The organism is Pseudomonas sp. LBUM1663, assembly GCF_059695905.1.
Map to the genome: position 1 here is coordinate 3,990,038 of NZ_CP166792.1, position 19,098 is coordinate 4,009,135.

Annotated in this window: 12 protein-coding genes; 8 read left to right on the plus strand and 4 right to left on the minus strand. The window is 60.9% G+C overall.

All coding sequences use genetic code 11. The features are described from left to right. Positions 1-510: 510 nt before the first annotated feature. On the minus strand, positions 511-1,854 hold the full coding sequence (locus tag ACA075_RS18255; protein ID WP_497294392.1) for a sensor histidine kinase: 1,344 nt from the start codon (positions 1,852-1,854) through the stop codon (positions 511-513). Next, a complete protein-coding gene (locus ACA075_RS18260) occupies positions 1,851-2,510 on the minus strand; it encodes a response regulator transcription factor (protein ID WP_497294394.1) in 660 nt (219 codons plus the stop codon). The genes ACA075_RS18255 and ACA075_RS18260 overlap by 4 nt, the downstream gene beginning before the upstream one ends. A gap of 132 nt (positions 2,511-2,642) precedes the next feature. Between ACA075_RS18260 and ACA075_RS18265 the strand changes: the two genes are divergently transcribed. From ACA075_RS18265 to ACA075_RS18285, 5 genes are all read left to right on the plus strand, one after another. Next, a complete protein-coding gene (locus ACA075_RS18265) occupies positions 2,643-2,966 on the plus strand; it encodes a PepSY domain-containing protein (protein WP_497294396.1) in 324 nt (107 codons plus the stop codon). Between the two features lie 91 nt (positions 2,967-3,057). Next, on the plus strand, positions 3,058-3,528 hold the full coding sequence (locus ACA075_RS18270; RefSeq protein ID WP_497294398.1) for a DUF2271 domain-containing protein: 471 nt from the start codon (positions 3,058-3,060) through the stop codon (positions 3,526-3,528). Positions 3,529-3,553: 25 nt separating this feature from the next. Then, positions 3,554-5,734, plus strand: coding sequence for a PepSY domain-containing protein (locus ACA075_RS18275; RefSeq protein WP_497294400.1), 2,181 nt, complete (start codon positions 3,554-3,556; stop codon positions 5,732-5,734). Continuing rightward, on the plus strand, positions 5,718-6,695 hold the full coding sequence (locus ACA075_RS18280; RefSeq protein WP_497294402.1) for an FAD:protein FMN transferase: 978 nt from the start codon (positions 5,718-5,720) through the stop codon (positions 6,693-6,695). Before ACA075_RS18275 ends, ACA075_RS18280 begins: the two co-directional genes overlap by 17 nt. 31 nt (positions 6,696-6,726) lie before the next feature. Beyond that, positions 6,727-7,428 carry a VIT1/CCC1 transporter family protein gene (locus ACA075_RS18285; protein ID WP_350601003.1) on the plus strand — a complete coding sequence of 234 codons (702 nt, stop codon included), beginning with the start codon at positions 6,727-6,729 and terminating at the stop codon, positions 7,426-7,428. Positions 7,429-7,491: 63 nt separating this feature from the next. Here the strand turns inward: ACA075_RS18285 and ACA075_RS18290 are convergent, their stop codons facing one another. Next, positions 7,492-13,443, minus strand: coding sequence for a peroxidase family protein (locus ACA075_RS18290; RefSeq protein WP_497294404.1), 5,952 nt, complete (start codon positions 13,441-13,443; stop codon positions 7,492-7,494). A 73-nt stretch (positions 13,444-13,516) separates the two neighbouring features. Here ACA075_RS18290 and ACA075_RS18295 point away from each other — a divergent pair, with 73 nt between their 5' ends. Beyond that, a complete protein-coding gene (locus ACA075_RS18295; RefSeq protein ID WP_497294406.1) occupies positions 13,517-15,004 on the plus strand; it encodes a sensor histidine kinase in 1,488 nt (495 codons plus the stop codon). Here ACA075_RS18295 and ACA075_RS18300 read toward each other — a convergent pair whose 3' ends face one another. Further along, positions 15,005-15,700: a response regulator gene (locus tag ACA075_RS18300; protein WP_497294408.1), complete on the minus strand. Its 696-nt coding sequence runs from the start codon at positions 15,698-15,700 to the stop codon at positions 15,005-15,007. 314 nt (positions 15,701-16,014) lie between these two features. Between ACA075_RS18300 and ACA075_RS18305 the strand changes: the two genes are divergently transcribed. Further along, positions 16,015-17,751 carry a type I secretion system permease/ATPase gene (locus ACA075_RS18305; protein WP_497294410.1) on the plus strand — a complete coding sequence of 579 codons (1,737 nt, stop codon included), beginning with the start codon at positions 16,015-16,017 and terminating at the stop codon, positions 17,749-17,751. After that, positions 17,752-19,098 (plus strand): HlyD family type I secretion periplasmic adaptor subunit, encoded by a 1,347-nt coding sequence (locus ACA075_RS18310; RefSeq protein ID WP_497294412.1) that lies wholly within the window; start codon positions 17,752-17,754, stop codon positions 19,096-19,098.

Genomic DNA, 19,098 nt, shown 5'->3' on the forward strand with positions numbered 1-19,098 from the left:
TCGCTATTCAAACCCTGTGCGATCTTACTTTTTATAAGATATGCCAAATCATAGACCTGACACTGCTTAGCCCATTGAATTGCCTGGCAAATCAATGATCGGCTTAATGATTACCTCCTGAATTTCAGGTAAAAAAATCCCCATTTGCATTCATTGCACATGAGGTTGTTTTTCCACTTCTTTTCTGCGACTGCGGCAGCAGGTCATGGTGACATGCTGAAGTATCAGAGGGCGCCGAGGCAGGAATGTTCATTTTTTGAGCAGACCACCGACAAACGGTTACTTCAGTGAAAGCAACTCATCACGATTGTTAATCGGCAACTTCCCGGCAAGCCGCATGATAACTGGCCCGCTTAAATTAGAGGAGCGTCAGATTATTCTATTGGATCCATTAGTTGTTGCGCTACTTACGAAAAGTGCAAGAGAGAGCCGCTCTCATTTACTACCCTCACCGTTGAAACAGTCGGACTTTTTCACGTAAGCGAATTTACGACAACGACCAGGCCGACGTCAGTCTTCAATCGCCGACGCGAGCGGTAACCCGATGCATACTTCGAAACCCTCTTGTCGACCGGTTGCAGGAGAGACCAATTTCATACTCGCATTGACCCCCTGCGCAATGGTTTTGGCAATCGCCAGGCCCAGTCCTGAACCGCTCATTTCACTGTGACCTCGCACAAAACGCTCGGTCAGGTGCTGCAACACCGAGTCCGGCACCGCCGGGCCGCCATTGACTACCCGCAGTTGTGCCTGTTCGGTGAGGCTGACTTCGATCGATTGATCGATTGCGCCGTACTTCCGCGCATTCTCGATCAGGTTGCGCAACAAGATGCCAAAGGCGTCCGGGTCGATGCTCGAGTACACGCTGGCCTGGGCTGGCAGATGCAACTCAATGCGCTGGCCGCTACGTTGGTTCCACTCGTCGACCCCATGAGCCAGCAACGGAATCAGGTCCTGAGGCGTTTCGGACAACAGCCCACCGCCCTCGGCCTTGGCCAGTTGCATGAGCTTTTCCGAAAGCCGCGCCAGTTCGCGCAAGGCGTTTTCGATTTTCGCCGCCCGCACCCGCAACGGGCCTTCGGGCGCTTCGTGACGCAAACGCTGGATCTGCGCCAGGGTCGCGGCCAGTGGCGTGCGCAGTTCATGGGCGCTGTTGGCGGTAAAGCTGCGCTCGGCCTCCAGGGCCTTGCGCAAGCGTTCCAGCAGGTGGTTGACCGCCTCGGCCAACGGATCGATTTCTGCCGGCAGGCGGGCCACCTTGATCGGCGACAAGTCACCCACGCCACGCGCCTCGACCGCCCGACGATACGCCAACACACTGCGCAGGCTGATCCGCACGAACAACCAGGTGCCCAACAGGCTGACGGGAATCAGCGCCAACAGCGGCAACAACAAGGCAAACAAAGCCTCCCGCGCGGCTTCACGGCGATGACCCAGCGGCTCGGCGATCTCAATGAACAGCGTCTCGCGCAATGCACTGGCGCCATACAAGCGGTACTTTTCAGAAGTGGAAAATCCCTCAGTCGGCCGCTTACTGAAGATCTTCGGGTTGGCGTCGTGGGACTGCATCAGGATCTTGCCGCTGGCATCGCGCACCAGGTATGTCAGGTATTCGTTGTGCATTTTCAACGTCGCGACGTGCTGCGCTTCACGGGGTTCCTCCCGGTTGCTGATTTCCAGCACGGCCAGCGGCAAGATCCGTTGCGCGGTCTCTTCCAGCGCACTGTCGAACGCTTCGTTCAACTCATGTTGCACCACCAGCCAGGCGCCGACAGTCGCGCCCAGCCACAGTAAGGTCATGCCCAGGGTCAGCCCCAGGCCGAGGCGTTTTTGCAGGCTCGAAGAAGACTTCATGCGGCCGCCAACCGGTAGCCCATGCCGCGCACGGTTTCAATCAGATCGCGCCCCAGTTTTTTACGCAGACGGCTGATGTACACCTCGATGGTATTGCTCTCGATTTCGGCACCGAATGCATACAGCCGTTCTTCCAGCTGCGACTTGGACAACAATGCGCTGGGGCGCTGCACGAACGCTTCGAACAGCGCCCATTCGCGGGCCGTCAGGTCCACGGTGGTGCCGGCCCGCTGCACCGTGCGGGCGCTCATGTCGACCTGCAAATCACCGAGCTTGATCTGCGGGTTGGGATTGCCGCTATAACGCCGGGCCACCGCCGCCACACGGGCCGAAAGCTCGAACAGGTCGAACGGTTTGACCAGGTAATCGTCGGCCCCGGCATTGAGGCCGGCAATGCGATCGGAAATCTGATCCTGGGCCGTCAAGATAATCACCGGGGTCACATCCCCCGCCGAGCGTTGCTGACGCAAAAAATCCAGGCCGCGACCGTCCGGCAGCATCAAGTCCAGCAGGATCAGGTCGTAAGGCGTGGTGCGCACGCTGTTGCGCGCGTGGTCCAGGCGCTGCACCCAATCGACGGCGTGGCCGTCATCGGCGATCTGTTCGCGCACCGCTTCCCCCAAGCCTGGGGCGTCCTCGACCAATAAAACCCGCATCGGGCACCTCCTGTGGTGGTTGTCGTGCCGCACCTTAATCGCCTTACCTGACGTAAATCTGAAGATTCAGCTGGTTGTCAGGAATGCACCTTAGGGTATGCCACAGACGCCGACCTCGGCAGGAGACAGATCATGAAAACAGGTTTTATTGCCCATGCCGCCCTGTTGAGCCTTCTGCTCAGCGGTTACGCCCTGGCGGACGACGACTGCAGCGACCCGGTGAGCGACTGGCAGCCGCGCGACACCTTGCGTCAGCAAGTCGAGCGGCAATACGGCTGGAGCGTGAAACGCATCAAGGTCGACGACGGTTGTTACGAGCTCAAGGGGTTGGACCGCAAAGGCAATGCCATCGAAGCCAGCTACTCACCGGCCTCGCTGCGCCTGCGCACCCTCGAGATCCATTTCCGCGACGACGGCGATGCCAGGGATTACCTCGGTAGCCCGCTCACCGAATGATGCCTCCCTGTCGATGAGTTTTCCCTGCGTTTCAGGTTGCTGTCAGCAAGCTGGTCCAGGCTCTCGACCTAACGATCAAAAGGACACCCTCATGAAAAAGATCATCGCAGCTACCTGCCTCGCCGGCGCCATTGCCCTGCCGGGGTTGGCCCAGGCCCGTGAAGTGACCCTGACCACTCAGCTCAAGGACTACAGCGGCAATGATGCCTACCTGGCGATCTACGTGACCGACGCCAACGGCCAGTACCAGAAAACCCTGTGGGTGGCCGGCAAGAAGGCCAAGTACTACAAGCACCTGGGCGACTGGGCCCGTGGCAGCGGGATGAACCGGAGCGAGTTTGACGGCGTTAGCGGCGCCAGTGTCGGCAGCGGGCGCACGCTCAAGGTCAGCGTTGAGCTGGCAGACACCCTGATCGATGCCGGGTATCAGATCCGCATCGACAGCGCCGTCGAGGACAAACGCGATGCTCGCGCCGATGTCAGCGTGCCGTTGACGTCCAAGGGCGCCGGCAAGCCGGCAACCGGCAGCACCTATGTCGAGTCCTTTACTTACGATTTGTAGCACCTGCCCTTTCTGGAGGCTGAACATGCTTCGCCAGTCCCATTCCCTGCCCGGCCTGATCGCGGCCCTGTTGGTCATGCTGTTGGCCATCAGTGGTGCGATCCTGTCGGTCGACCCGGCGCTGGAACGCTTGCACAACACCGCCACCGCGGCCGGGCAACTCAACGTCGGCCAACTGGCCGGACGTGTGGCCAATCACTTCCCGGGCGTGGAGCAGATCCAGCGCACGGCGTCCGGGACGGTCATCGTCTACTACAACCAGAACGGGCAGACCGGGGCTGAAACGGTCGATCCACTGACCGGCGAAGGCCTGGCGCCTTATGCACCCTCCGCGTTTACGCGTTGGGTGAAAGAGCTGCACCGCTCGATGTTCCTTGGCACCCCAGGCCATGGAGTGTCGGGTGTCGGCGCGCTGTTCATGCTGATGTTGTCGGTGTCCGGTGCGCTATTGCTGGCCCGGCGCCTGGGTGGCTGGCGCAACCTGCTGCGGCCACTGCGGGGCACCTTCAGCCAGCGCTGGCATGCTGAAATCGGGCGGCTGGCGTTGCTCGGGCTGCTGCTGTCGGCATTGAGCGGGCTCTACCTGTCCGCCACAACGTTCGGTTTTATCGCCGACGGCAGTCAGAGTGAACCCGCCTTCCCCACCCACGTCAGTACCGGTCCTGCCTTGCCGGTGGCGAACCTGCAAGCCTTGCAGGCCACCGACCTGAATGACCTGCGCGAGCTGGTCTACCCCAGCCGCAATAATGCGCAAGACGTGTTTTCCCTGCGCACGGCCCAGGGCGACAGCTACGTGGATCAGGCCAGCGGCGCCTTGTTGTCCTACCAGGCCCACGACTCGATGCACAACCTCTACGAATTGATCTATCAGCTGCACACCGGTGAAGGCCTCTGGTGGCTGGGCCTGCCGCTGGGGCTCTGCGCCCTCTGCGTTCCGTTGATGAGCGTCACCGGCATCCTGTTGTGGTGGCGCCGGCGCAAGGCGGGACCGAACATCCACCACAACAGCCCTGCCCACTCTGCCGACAGCGTGATTCTGGTGGGCAGTGAAAACAACAGCACCTGGGGCTTTGCCAAGACTTTGCATGACGCCTTGCACCTGGCCGGACACCGGGTGCATAGCGCGGCGATGAATCAATACGCCAACGACTACAGCCGCGCCCAACGCGTGATCATCCTCACCGCGACCCACGGTGACGGCGACGCGCCAGCCTCGGCTTCGCAGTTCCTGGCGCGGCTGGCCAAAACCGGCCTCAAGCCCGGCCAGCCCTTTGCCGTGCTGGGCTTTGGTGACCGCCAGTTTGCGCAGTTCTGTCAGTTCGCCCATAAGGTGCAGGACGCGATGTTGCAGGCCGGTGGCTCGCCGTTACTGGGGCTGGAAACCGTCAACCGCCAATCCTCTCAGGAATTTTCACGTTGGGGCCACGCGCTGGGCGACGTGCTCAAGCATGACCTGACACTGGTCCATGCCCCGCAGCGGCCACAGACCCATCCATTGGAGTTGACAGAGCGCATTGTCTACGGCGAACAGGTGAACGCACCGACCCACGTGTTGCGCTTCAAGGCACCCGGCGCGCTGCCGGACTTCTTGGCCGGTGACTTGGTCGGGATTGTGCCTCCGGGCAGTCCGATCCCCCGTTTCTACTCGCTGGCCAGCGGTTCGCAGGACGGCGTGCTGGAAATCTGCGTGCGCAAACACAACGGTGGCGTGTGCTCGGAATTCCTTCATGGCCTGGACATTGGTGCGCAGATCGAAGCGTTTATCCAGCCCAACCCGCAATTTCGCCCGGCGTCGGGCACGCACCCGGTGATCCTGATCGGCGCCGGTACCGGCATCGGTCCATTGGCCGGTTTTATCCGCAACAACACGGCGCGACACCCGATGCACTTGTATTGGGGCGGGCGCAACCCGGCCTCGGATTTTCTCTATGAACCGCAGCTCAATCAGTACCTGGCCGACCGACGCCTGACGGCATTGCGCGCCGCCTTTTCTCAGGTTCAGGATCGCTGCTACGTGCAAGACCGGCTGATCGGCGATGCCCTGGCCCTGCGCCGACTGATTGAAAAAGGCGCCCAGGTGCTGGTGTGTGGCAGTCGTGAGATGGCCAAAGGCGTGATGCAAGCCCTCGATGAAGTATTGGCCCCACTCAACCTGACGGTGCTAACCCTCAAGGCACAAGGACGCTACCGTGAAGACGTCTACTGAGTTGCAGCGCTATAGCCTGAACGGCGAAACCATGGGCTCGCGCTACACCGCTCTGTTTTATGCCGGGGCCGGCATCGATACCGACGAAATTGGCCATTGCCTGGCGCGCGCCGTAGCCCGGGTGGACCAGCAAATGTCCACCTGGAAACCCGACTCGGACCTCAACCGCCTCAACGCCGCCCCTGAGCAGGAATGGGTGTCAGTGCCCCAGGAACTGGCAACGGTGTTGTCTGCGGCACTGCGTGTCAGTCAACAATCCGGCGGCGCCTTCGACATCGCGGTCGGTGATCTGGTTGATGCCTGGGGGTTCGGCCCCGGAGAGCAGACCGTCACAGAGCAGGCGCTCGCGACGATGCCGCCGCGCACCCGGCTGTCAGCCATCGCAGCATTGGTGGTTGACCCGTTACGTCATCAGGTGCGCAAACGCGCGCCGCTGCACCTTGATTTGAATGGCATCGCCAAAGGGTTTGGCGTTGATGAACTGGCCCGCTGCCTGGAAGGTTTGGGCATAACCCACTACCTGGTTGGCATCGACGGCGAAATGCGCGCCCGGGGCGTCAAACCCGATGGCCAGTGCTGGACCGTGGCCGTGGAAAAGCCTAATCGGGGCGTGCGTGAAGTCATGGGCGTGATGGAGCTTGGCGATGCCGCGATCGCGACCTCCGGGGACTACCGACAGTGGGTCGATGTGGCCGGTCAAGCCTATGCCCATACCATGAACCCGGCCACTGGCGCGCCGCTGTGCAACCCGCTCGCCGCCGTCACCGTGGTGGCTGCTTCGTGCATGCTCGCCGATGCCTGGGCCACGGCGCTGATGGTGCTGGGTGAAACCGAAGGCCCACGCTTGGCTCAGGAACGCGGGATGGACGCGTTGTTCGTGCTGCGCGACGGCCAACACTTCAAGGAAATATCCATTGTCGGCGGCCAGTTGCAGGCGCAGATTGAAACCCGTCCGATGTGAACCGCCTAATGACAGTGAGTCGCGCTCAACCATGAAATTCATGCACAGACACACCGAGTCCCACCGCAGTGATCGTATCGGCTGGCTGCGCGCCGCCGTCCTTGGGGCCAACGACGGAATTGTCTCCACCGCCAGCCTGCTGATTGGCGTCGCCGCCGCCAACGCCAGCCACGCCACATTGCTGGTCACGGGCATGGCGGGGCTGATGGCCGGCGCCATGTCCATGGCGGCAGGCGAGTACATCTCCGTGCACTCCCAGGCCGATACCGAGCGCGCCGACTTGTCCCGCGAACGGGCCGAGCTGGCCAGTGACCCGAAAGCCGAACACATCGAGCTCGCCAACATCTACATGCACCGTGGCGTATCACCCGAACTGGCGCATCAGGTGGCCGATCAATTGATGGCCCATGATGCGTTGGGTTCGCACGCCCGGGACGAACTGGGTATCAGCGCCACCCTTACTGCCAAACCCTTGCAGGCGGCCCTGGCCTCCGCCGCCAGTTTCGTGGTGGGTGCCGCCTTGCCCCTGGCGGTGACGTTTGTCGCGCCGGAGCACAGCGTGGTGCCCTGGATATCGGGCATGTCATTGGTGTTTCTCGGGACACTGGGTGCCATCGCCGCCAGGGCCGGCGGAGCCAAAGTCATCACCGGCGCCTGGCGGGTGACCTTCTGGGGGGCGCTGGCCATGGGGATTACGGCGCTGGTGGGGCACTTGTTTGGCGCCGTGGTCTAGCTCACGCCCTCTGCCAAAAACAAAGGGCGCCCGTTGAAGGGGCGCCCTTTGTACGCTGCCAACCTAGACCACGCCGACGAAATCGCTCGCAGTGAGGGCCACGTGCCCGACCAGATCAATTTGGAAATCGGCGCCATTACCGTTGTTTACATTGCCCTCCACATACGTGTGATCGACCCCGCCGACATTGACGAAGTGGTACTTCAATTGCGCCTGGTTGTTGAACTCGTTGCCAGCGCCGTTCCACTCGCCGAGGAAGGTGAAGTCCTGATTACCGGCGGAACCTGCGCCGGAGGTCCGGGCATCGATCAGGGTGAGATCGATATGGTCGGTTCCGTGCGAGAAGTCCGTGATCACGTCACGGCTTGCGGCCGACGTTCCCGAGTCATTGATCGAGCTGAACACAAACATGTCCGCCCCTGCACCGCCGGTCAACGTATCGCGGTTGCCATTACCCGCCAGCGTGTCGGCACCACCGCCGCCACTCAAGGTGTCGATACCGCCCTGCCCGGTCAGGGCGTTATTGGCGTTGTCACCGGTCAGGGTGTTAGTGCCGCTGCTGCCGATGACATTTTCGACGCTGATCAAGGTGTCACTACCGGTTTGCGAGCTGCTGGCCGAGTTGGTGGACAGGTTGACCGTGGCGTTGGCCGATGTGCCTGACAAGTCATAGGTATCGGTGTCGCCACCGCCGTCGTAGCTGTCATTGCCATCATTGACCGATGCCCGGAAGGTGTCATTGCCCAGGCCACCGAACAGGCTGTCCAGGCCTTGTCCACCCACCAGGGTGTCGTCACCGCTGCCACCGTCCATCCAGTCATTGCCGCCCTGGCCTTGCAACAGGTTGCTGACGCCATCGCCCTGGATGTGATCGTCGCCCGAACTGCCGGTGATGTTCTCGATGCCGGTCAGCGAGTCGCTGCCGGTCTGGGTGCTGGTTGACGTTCCGGCGATCAAATCGACCGTGGCTGGCGCCGATGTGGCCGACAAATCGTAGGTGTCGGTGCCCGTGCCACCGTCATAGTGGTCGTTGCCGTCGTTCAGCGAGGCCAGCAGCGTGTCGTTGCCTGCCTCACCAAAGACCGAGTCGTTGCCGGCCAGCCCACTGAGTTGGTTGTTACCGCTGTTGCCATGGATCACGTTGTCCAGCGTGTTGCCGGTGCCGTTGATGTTGTTCGAGCCTAGCAAGGTCAGGTTTTCGACGTTGGCGCCCAGGGTATAGCTGACCGAGGACATGACCGTGTCGGTGCCTTCGTTCAGATTCTCCTGAACCACATCGCCATTGGCATCGACCATGTAGACGTCATTGCCAGCGTTGCCGCGCATCGTATCGTTACCGGCGCCACCGTCCAGCAAGTCGGAACCCAGCCCGCCGTTGAGGACGTCATTGCCCGAATAGCCCATCAGGATGTCCTGATAGTTGGTGCCATTGAGCGTATCACCGAAGAAGAATGAGTTAGTGCCTTCGATGAAGCGTCCTACCGCTTCCGAAGGGTCTGACGTCAGTTGTTCCACCGTGCCGTTGTTGTCGGTGTACGTGGTGACAACCCGCAGCTGCTGGCCGAACTGCGCCGAAGTCGGTGCAAAGGTCGACGCATTCGCCCCGGCGATACTCAACCAGGTCGCCCCCACCAGTGCCTGCCACTGATAGGAGAACCCGCTCGGTCCAGGCAAGCCATCGGCATCCTGGATGGCTGAGGTGTTGGCGGTCAGCCGGTATTGGGCCGGCACCGGACGACTTGGGGTGGTCGGTGCGGTGGCATAACCCGACAGCACCACATTGCCGGTCGGCAGGTGATTGGTGATGCTCAGGTTGATCGTGCGGTCGGCGAAGCGCAGTTTTTCAACGCCGATGACAATATCGGTGCCATCGACGTTCGCAGCGCCCACCCGCAGGTCCACCACTTTGAACGCCGTGATCAGCTCGCCGCCCGGCCGGGTGTCGGTGAACTTGGTAATGCTGTAATTGGCATAGTTACCCGAGTAGATGGCCGTGTCCGCCGCGCCATCGGCGGTGCCGGCGGCCTGATGGTTATCGCCCAGGACGAAGTCGGGGCGGGTCGATTGCAGACCGGTGAAGTGCTCGGCAAACCCTTGACTGGCGAGCAAGTGATTGAGATCGGCCAGTTTGATCGAATCCCCGACGATCACGTCATTGCCGCCGTTGCCTTGGGAGACATCGTCACCGCTGCCGCCAATCAACCAGTTCTCCGTGGCATTACCGATCAGGCCCGCCAGCGGATTGGCCGGCGTGACCGTGTTCGCACGGGCATCGCTGAAGCGTGAACCGATCAAGCCTTCAATGTCCGCCAGCAAGGCGTTGAACGGCTGGTACAGCACTGCAGTGCCCGGTGCCGCGACGATATTCTGATTGTTGAGGTCTGCTGCCGCGTCCAGCGCAATGTTCACATCGCTGAAGGCTGCAATATCGAAGCCCACGTCGCCAAGGGCTTCATCACCGTCGCCCTGACCCGGAGCGCCCCCCAGGCCCGGCAACAGAATGTCGTCGCCGACACCGCCAAACTCCTGGTCGCCGGTGGAGCCGCCGGAAATGATGTCATCGCCGTCCTCACCGAACAGGATGTCCGGGCCATCGCCGCCATAAATCTCATCATTACCGTCACCGCCATGCACCAGGTCGGTGTCGCCACCGGCATCGATGTAGTCATTGCCGGCGCCACCGTACAACTCATCGATCCCGGCTTCACCGTAGAGGTGATCGTTGCCGTTACCGCCAATCACCACATCGAGGGCGCCTGCGCTGGTCCCGGCATAGATGGTGTCGTCCCCTTCCCCGCCATCGAGGAAGTCTTCGATATCCCCGCCATAGATCACGTCGTTGCCGTCGCCACCGTAGATATGGTCGGCACCGGCTTTGCCGTCCAGGATGTCGTCGCCGCCTTCGCCGTAAATCGTATCGTCACCGTCACCGGCGTCGAGCCAGTCGTTGTAGTCGGTGCCGACCAGCACTTCGTGGGAGTTGTAACCCACCGCCGCCGTGCCATCCGGGTTCGTGCCCTGGTCCGGACGGTAGTCCCGAATATAGGTTTGCGCGGTATGCGTTTCCGGGCTGGTCAGGCTGACCAGCAGGCCGTTACCACCGATCCCGCCCGAGCCACCGGTTGAGTAGACGCCCACATGGTTGGCCGCGATCAGCGTCCCATACTTGTGCTCGCTCTTGTAGGCCGTGGCACTCGCGCCGGAATCGGTGTAGCTCAGTTCCACGTAGCTGTCGGCATAGCCGAAGACATCACCGGCCAGGTGCCGGGCGTCGGTGGTGCGTTCGATGATGTCTTTGAATTGCTCGGTGACCACCTGTTCGTTGAGGTTGGTCATCGCCGGCAGGCCAAGATCGAGGCGGTACAGGTAATAGAAACGGTCACCGTCCATCAGCCGCTCCATCTGATCCTCGAAGATGGCGTTGAAGGTGGTACCCAGTTGCCCGGTGTAGACATGCTTTTCGGCCAAGCCACCGATCCACAGGTCAATCGCGTTATAGCCGTCATAGCCAGCCACATGATTGCCGTTGGCGTCTGCCGCGCCGGAAAGGAAATACGCCGCCTGCTCGGCCGTGACACTGCCACCGGCATAGTTGACGGTAAGACCCGAGACATCTGCATCGATAATCGCCTGAGCATGGGCCACGTCACCGTCGAAAGAATAAGCGGCGATGAAGTTCACCAGGGACTCGGGGTGAATCATGTTGTTGGCGAAATCACTCCAGCTGGTATAGGGCGTCAGGCCATCGACGATCAGGTTGGTGTGGTGCTGCGCGCCGGCCGGTGAGGCCCGTTCGGCAATCAGCGCATCGTGGATCTGCTGGCGCGCCTGGTTCAGGGTCGGCAGGCCGAGGTCGCGACCACGGGCCAGGTTGATCGTCGCCAGGTCCAGTGGCTGACCGAGCAAGCCTTGTTGTAACGCCGGGGTGACGAACTCGTCGATTTCGTTGCTGATCTGCCGGGTCATGCCCAACGCGATGGCCGTCGGACCCACTTCGGCGAAACCACCGGGGTTGAGGAACGCCTGCTCCAACGCATAGTGCGTAATCGCGCCCGTCAGGTCGTAACCGCCGCTGGCATTTTTCTCCAGGGCGTCGATGGTTTCGCGCAATTGCGAGTGGCCGAAACGGAACGCCGCCTGGCCGTACTCCAGCGAGATGTTGGTGTTGATGCTCGAGTCGTAGGTCACGAACTCAGGCAAGTCCGGGGTGATCAGCCGCGCGTATTGGTCGATTGCGACGTGCTGGTATTCCATCTCCACGGTCAGCTTGGCGGCATAGAACAACTTGTCCTGATCCCAGGACACGGTGACGCCATCGGCCAGGGTGAAGTTGCCATTGGCATCGGTGTAAAAACCGCCGCTGCCGTTACTGATATGTACCTGCCAGTTATGCCGCACATTGACGTCGGTCTGCCCCAGCACCTCGTTCTGCAGGTTGATCAGCTGCACGTTGTGGTCTTCGTGGAAGACGTGGTGAATGGCGGTCAGGCCGAAGTTTTCGTTCACCCGACCATCACCGGCAATGTAGTGGTCGCCCACCGATTGCAGCAGCAACTCGTTGGCCACCGCAAAATCGGCACTGCCGGGTGCGGCGCTGATGGTGAAGTCGGCAAAGTTGACGAAGCTGAACAGGTTCTTCGGCCCCGAGTTGTCGTAGTTGATGACCATTCCATACGGGTTGTTCGCATCGAAGGTAATGCTGGTGATGTGCGCATCCAGCGACATCAGCTTCGCCTGATCGATATGCACATCGTCGAAGTGCGGGTTCATGTCCAGCAGGATCGCTTCGCGGGTATATACCGCCTGCACACCGGCGGTGGTCGGGTCGGCATCCAGCACATGACCGTGGGCATCCCGGACGCGGAAGTTGGCAATGTCGTCCCAGGTCAGGTCGTCACGACCGGTGGCCAGCACGTGGGCGCGCAGTTCGCTCAGGGTTGGCAGGGTCTGATGGGTCAGCACCCCGTTGAGGGTCCAGGCCGCTTCATCACTCAAGGTCGTGCCGTCGAACAGCGCCGCCCCGGCGATGAATTGGCCAGGGTGATTGGGGTCCGCCACCCACTGGCGCAGCAACTGGGTCACGGTCTCGTTGGAGCCGTAAGTCTGGTTCTGATCGATGTACGGCGAGTCGAGGTTGACATATTGCGCCTGGCCTTGCCCGTCCACTTCGCTGACCGAGGCGCGGTGCACCTTGATCGAGTAAACCGGCTGCCCGTCCGGGCCGATCGAGCCGTAAAGCGGATCGTCAGGCGCCAGGGGAATGGTGATCGTTGCGTTTTGATTAGGCTTGTTGATGAAGTCCAGGCCGTGGTCGAAGAACTGTCCGAACAAGGTGAACCAGCCGGTGGTCGACGGGTCGCCGCTGACGGTGTTCTGGTTGCGGATGTAGTACTGGCCCGAGTCCGGCGAGGTGGTATCGACTTCACCGATGGTGCCGAGGATGCCCGGATCCGTCACGATGGCCACGCCGTTTGCCGTGTGTTGGATATGCCCATTGACATCGGTGGCAAAGGTCACCCCGCCGCTGACGATGGTCTGGCTGATCATCCGTGGCGTGTAGTCCACCAGCGAAGCTGTCGGATCGCTATACAGTGAACTACTGTCAGTCATGGGCGTGGCACCGACGGGAACGCCCGGCCCTGCCAATGCGGCGTTATCCAGGTTCTGATGAACGTAGTGCGTGTAGTCGGAGTGGGTCAGGCGAATGAAGTTCTGCCCGAAACTGCCCCAGGCCTGACCGTCCTGGGTCAGGTTGTTGAAGTGCCCGGACACATCGCGCAAGCCGATCGGGTCCCGTGCGCCGTTGTACCAGCGGGTTTCGCCGGCCGGGATATCCAGAGGGTTGAAGCTGCCGAGAATCCCGAGCACATGGACGTTGCCATCCGACCCGCTGTAGCCGTACAGCGGTTCACCGGCGGCGTTGTAACCCACGACATGAATGGTTGGAAATGTAACCTGCTGCTCAAGAAACGAAATATCGTTTTGATTGAGGGTGAAGCGCTTTAGCTCATACATGGCAATCTCCAGATATCCGTTGAGTTGCAGGGTTTTCCAACCGACTTATCACGATGATCAGGGAACCGGACCGATGGCAAAAGATGCAAAAGTCGAATCAAAAAACGAGACTTTTGTCGGTGACCAGACTGAGACTTTGGTCGAGTCTCCCCCGCCTCGAGAGCGTGGTCAGCGGGCAATCTGGCGCACCCGCTTCAAGGCCCGGGCCCGCAACCTGAGCCGCTCCACACAGTTCGTGATTGCCGCGGCATTGATCCTGGGACTGACGATGTTTTTCGTCGGCAACCTGGTGAGTGCACGAATCGAACGGGCCGCCGTGCAAAGCGCCGCCGAAGCCGGCGCCCATTACATGGAAGCGTTTCTGGAGCCCTACGTACAGGAGATGAGTCGCGATAACGGCTTGTCGCCCACCAGCGTCGAATCCCTGGACCGCCTGATGGATAGCCGTTCACTGAAACGGCACATCGTCTCGATCAAGATCTGGCGCGCGGACGGCACGGTGGTTTACAGCACCGACAAATCCATCACCAATCGCAAATTCCCGATGGATGAAATCGCCGAGGCGCTCAAGGGCAATGTGGTCACCGACCTTGAGGACCTGGATCAGGAAGAGAACGAGTTCGAGCGAAAGCTCAACGTACCGCTCTATGAAATCTATGCGCCGCTGCGGGAGTTCAACACCGGAAAAATCATCGCGGTGGGCGAGTTCTATGAAATGGCGACCAGCCTGGAGCAGGAAATCAATCGTATTCGTCAGCAAGTGTGGATGGTGGTCGGTGCCGCGACGCTGGCGATGCTGACGTTGCTGTTCTTCCTGGTGCGACGCGGTGACCAGATCATCCAGCGCCAGCAAGTCGCATTGCGGTTGCGGCTCCTGGAGCAAACACGCTTGCACATCAGCAATGCGGCACTACAGCGCAAGATGACCACCGCGACTCAGGAGTTCTCACGCATCAACGAACTGACCCTGCGCCGCATCGGCGCGGACTTGCACGACGGCCCGGCACAGCTGATGACGCTGATCCTCATCCGGCTCGATGACCTGGCTGAAAACTGCACCGACATCGATCAGGAATCCCTGGAAACCATCCGCGGCGCTGCCACCGATGCATTGCGTGAGGTGCGTGATCTGTCGCGGGGGCTGGCACTTCCCGAAATCAACGACCTTAGCCTGCCGGAGGAGTTGCAACTGGTGGCGCAGCGCCACGAGCAACGCTCCGGCACCAAGGTCAAATTGTCGCTGGGGCCGCTGCCTGAGGTGACGTCATTGCCACTCAAGCTCTGTCTTTACCGGTTTGTCCAGGAAGCCCTCAACAATGCGTACCGCCATGCCCAGGGCAGAGGCCAGGCCATCAATGCCGATTACATTGACGGGCTGTTGTACATCAGTGTCAGGGACAGTGGACCGGGCATGGCAGCTGAGGCCATGGTGGTCGAGACCGCCGGCAGGACCCGGCTCGGGCTGGCGGGTTTGCGCTATCGCGTGGAATCGTTGGGCGGGTTGTTCAGCATCGAGTCGTCCAGCGCCGGCACATCAGTGAACGCACAATTCAACCTCTAGTCACGAACCACCCCGGGCATCTACATGAATACCCACCCCGATGTGCAGGCGACCGACGGCCTCACGCTCCCAATAACGCCGAAGGGCCGTCACCGCCTCGACCCGGTTGCGTGCGTGCAACTTCTGCATCACGCAGGTCATGTAGTACTTGACGGTTTTTTCGCTGATCAACAGTTTTGAGGCCACTTCTTTATTGGTCAGGCCCTTTGAGACCTCACGAATAATCTGCTCCTCCCGATGGGTGAGGTCGATCTTGCGGACTTCAGCCTCATGCTTTTTGAAATTGCTCAGCAGCTTATTGGCAAATTCGGGGGTGATATACGTTTCGCCCCTGGCGATCGACCGGATCGCCAGCACCAGGTCCGGCCCGCTGACGCCTTTCAACACATAACCGCGCGCGCCCGCTTCAAGCGCCGAATAGGCGTCATCTTCAGACTCCGACACCGTCAGCATCAGCACCTTTACGTCCGGCAACTGGGTGGAGATAAATCGCACCACGGCGAATACGTCGCCCGGCATATTGACGTCCATCAGCATCACATCCGGTCGCATTCGTACCGCAATGGCCTGGGCTTCATCCGCGCTGCCACCCTGCTCCACGATTTGCAAATCCGCTCTCTTCCTCAGCGTATTGGCCACGCCTTCACGCAATAAAGGATGATCATCGGCGATGCCAATCCGGATGAATGGGTTCATGACGCGCTCCTGAAAGGGCCAAGTATTCGAACACCATTGATTAATAGCAGCTAACCCGGGCGGATGCTGGTTACTGGTCGCAAGTGCCGCAGGCTTTGAGGACGATAATTAGACTTAGGTCGCACGAAATTCGACCGCCAACAAGCCATCTTCACCACAAACGCCTGAAAAGACAGCGTCCAACCCGTTGTTTTTAAACACTGTCAAAAGCGTCAATAAAATATTGACGCGTAAAAACCGGATCGGGGTGTCATCCGACCAACAGTCGTTCCCCTACGCTGAGGTACATAAAACCACGGCACGGGAACCTCCCGATGGACAAGAAAAACCCGCAGCGTTCCGAATTTGCCGAGGTGATTTTTCGGCTGCGCCATACGTTCTATTCACTGGCCGGTTTCAGTGGCGTGATCAACGTGCTGATGCTGGCGCCGGCCATCTACATGCTGCAGGTGTATGACCGGGCGCTGGTCAGCAGCAACCTCACCACGCTGCTGATGCTGACCCTGCTAATGATCGGTCTGTACACCTTGCTGGCCATGCTGGAAGTGGTGCGCACTCGCGTAATGATCCGGGTCGGCAACCGACTGGACATGGCCCTGAACCGGCGTGTCTTTACCGCCGCTTTCGAGCGCAACCTGCAGCGTGCTGGCGGCAACCCGGCGCAAGCCCTGCAAGACCTCGCGCAAGTACGCCAGTTTCTTACCGGCAACGGCCTGTTTGCGTTCTTCGATGCGCCGTGGACGCCCATTTACCTATTCGTCGCCTACCTGATCCACCCCTTGCTCGGGATCGTCACCCTGTGCGGCTCGCTGATTCTGGTATCCCTGACCTGGCTCACTGAAATCGCCACCAAAAAGCCGTTGAACGAAGCGAATCTGGCGTCACAAATCTCGGGCACTTTCGCCAACAACAATCTGCGCAACGCCGAAGTCATCGAGGCAATGGGCATGCTGCCGGCTATCACGCAACGCTGGTTCGGCAGCCACCTGCGGATACTCGAAATGCAGACCCTGGCGTCCGACCGCGCGGCCTATATCAGCGGACTGGGGCGTTTTGTGCGGATCGCCCTGCAATCGCTGATCCTCGGCACCGGCGCCCTGCTGGCCATCGAAGGCTCGATCACCCCCGGCATGATGATCGCTTGCTCAATCCTCAGCGGCCGCGCCCTGGCCCCCGTCGAACAACTGATCGGCGCCTGGAAACAACTGCTGACCAGCCGTCGTGCCTGGGCGCGGCTCAAGCAACTGCTGCAAGATTTTCCGCCCCGGGCCGATGCGATGAAGCTGCAGCGGCCATTGGGCATGCTTTCGGTGGAACACCTGCACGCCGGGGCGCCGGGCATGAGCCAATCGATCCTTCGCGGGCCGCACTTCAACCTGTCGCCGGGTGAATCACTGGGCATCATCGGCCCGTCCGCGTCGGGCAAATCAACCCTGGCACGGCTGCTGGTGGGCATCTGGCCGGCGCAAAGCGGCAAAGTGCGGCTCGACGGTGTGGACGTCTACCTGTGGAACAAGGAAGAGCTCGGCCCCTGGGTCGGTTACTTGCCCCAGGACGTGGAATTGTTCGAAGGCACCATCGCCGACAACATTGCCCGCTTCGGTGAGGTCGACAGTGACGCGGTGATCGTGGCGGCCAAACGGGCCGGTGTGCACGACATGATTTTGCGCTTTGCCCACGGTTATGACACGACCCTAGATGTGGACGGTAACCCGCTGTCCGGTGGCCAACGCCAGCGCATCGGCCTGGCCCGTGCGTTGTACGGCGAGCCGTCAATCATCGTGCTGGATGAGCCGAACGCCAACCTCGACGACGCCGGGGAAAAAGCCCTGATCGAAGTGCTCGAAGACCTCAAATCCCGGGGCTGCACCACGGTGCTGATCAGCCACCGCCCGAGCATCCTCGGCACCGTCGATAAAGTCCTGATGCTGCGTGAAGGTAGCACGCAATTGTTCGGCCCCCGGGACGAAGTGTTCGCGGCGTTGCGCCAGACCAGCGTGCTGCCGACGGTGGGCGCTCCAACCCTGTCAGCCGTTCGCGGGAGAGAATAAATGGGCACCTTGAGTCTTGATCCGCGAGGCCAGGAATTGGTGCGCGCGGCAGCCAGTATCGATGTCGACGACCTTCGCCCCGCACGTTGGGGCGTGCTGCTGGTGATCCTCGGCTTTGGCGGATTTCTGCTCTGGTCCTGGCTGGCCCCGCTGGACGCCGGCATCGTCGCCACCGCCACAGTCAAGGTCACCAGCAACCGCAAAGCCATCCAGCACATCACCGGCGGCAGTGTCGACGCGATTCTAGTGCGTGAAGGCGACAGCGTCAGCAAGGATCAGGAATTGGTGCGGCTCGACGCCACCCAGGCACTCTCGGAACAAGGGGTGGTGAACGCGCAGTACATCGCCACCAAAGCCATGGAAAACCGCCTGGAAGCCGAACGCGATGGCGCCGCCGACGTGGTTTTCGACCCCGCCATGGTGCAGCGCTATGCCGGCAACGATCACCTGAAAGACGCCATCAACCTGCAACGTCATCTGTTTGCCACGCGCCGCACCAGCCTTGAGGGCGAGATCGGCATCTTGCGCGAGTCGCTCAACTCCGCCGAGGCGCAGATCAAGGGTTTGCAGCACATCTTCAGTGCCCGTTCGGCTCAGATAGGGTTTCTCAATCAGGAGCTGGTCGGGGTCCGCCAACTCGCCGCCGAAGGCTACGTGCCCCGCAACCGCATGCTGGAGCTCGAACGCACCGGTTCGGACTTGAACGCCTCGCAGGCCGACAACCTCAACAACATTGCCAGGGCGCGGGGCCAAGTCGCCGACATCAAGCTGCGCATCCTGCAACGCGAGTACGACTACCGCAAAGAAGTGCAGTCGCTACTGGCTGATGTGCAGAAGGAAAACAGTGCCCTCACCGACCGTTTGCAGGCCCTGGATTATCAGGTCCGGCACACGGTAATTCGCTCGCCCATCGACGGCATGGTCCAGGGCCTGAACGTGTCGACCATCGGCGGCGTGATCGCGCCCGGTTTCAAGATCATGGAAATCGTGCCGGCCCACGAACCGTTGCAGATCGACGCGATGGTGCCGGTGCAAGCCATCGACCGGATGACGCCAGGCCTGCCGGTGACCATCTCGTTCCCCGCGTTCAATCACGTGCAGACACCGAACATTCCGGGCCAGGTGCTGACCATTTCCGCCGACCGCCTGGTCAGCGACGACAACAAACAACCCTACTACCTGGCGCAGATCGAAGTGACGCCCGCCGGCATGGCCCTGCTTGGCAGCAACCACATCCGCGCAGGCATGCCCGCGTCAGTCACCATCAAGACCGGTGAGCGCAACATGCTCAGCTACCTGTTGAAGCCGCTGCTGGACCGCGTCAACAGTGCGTTCAAGGAGCAATGA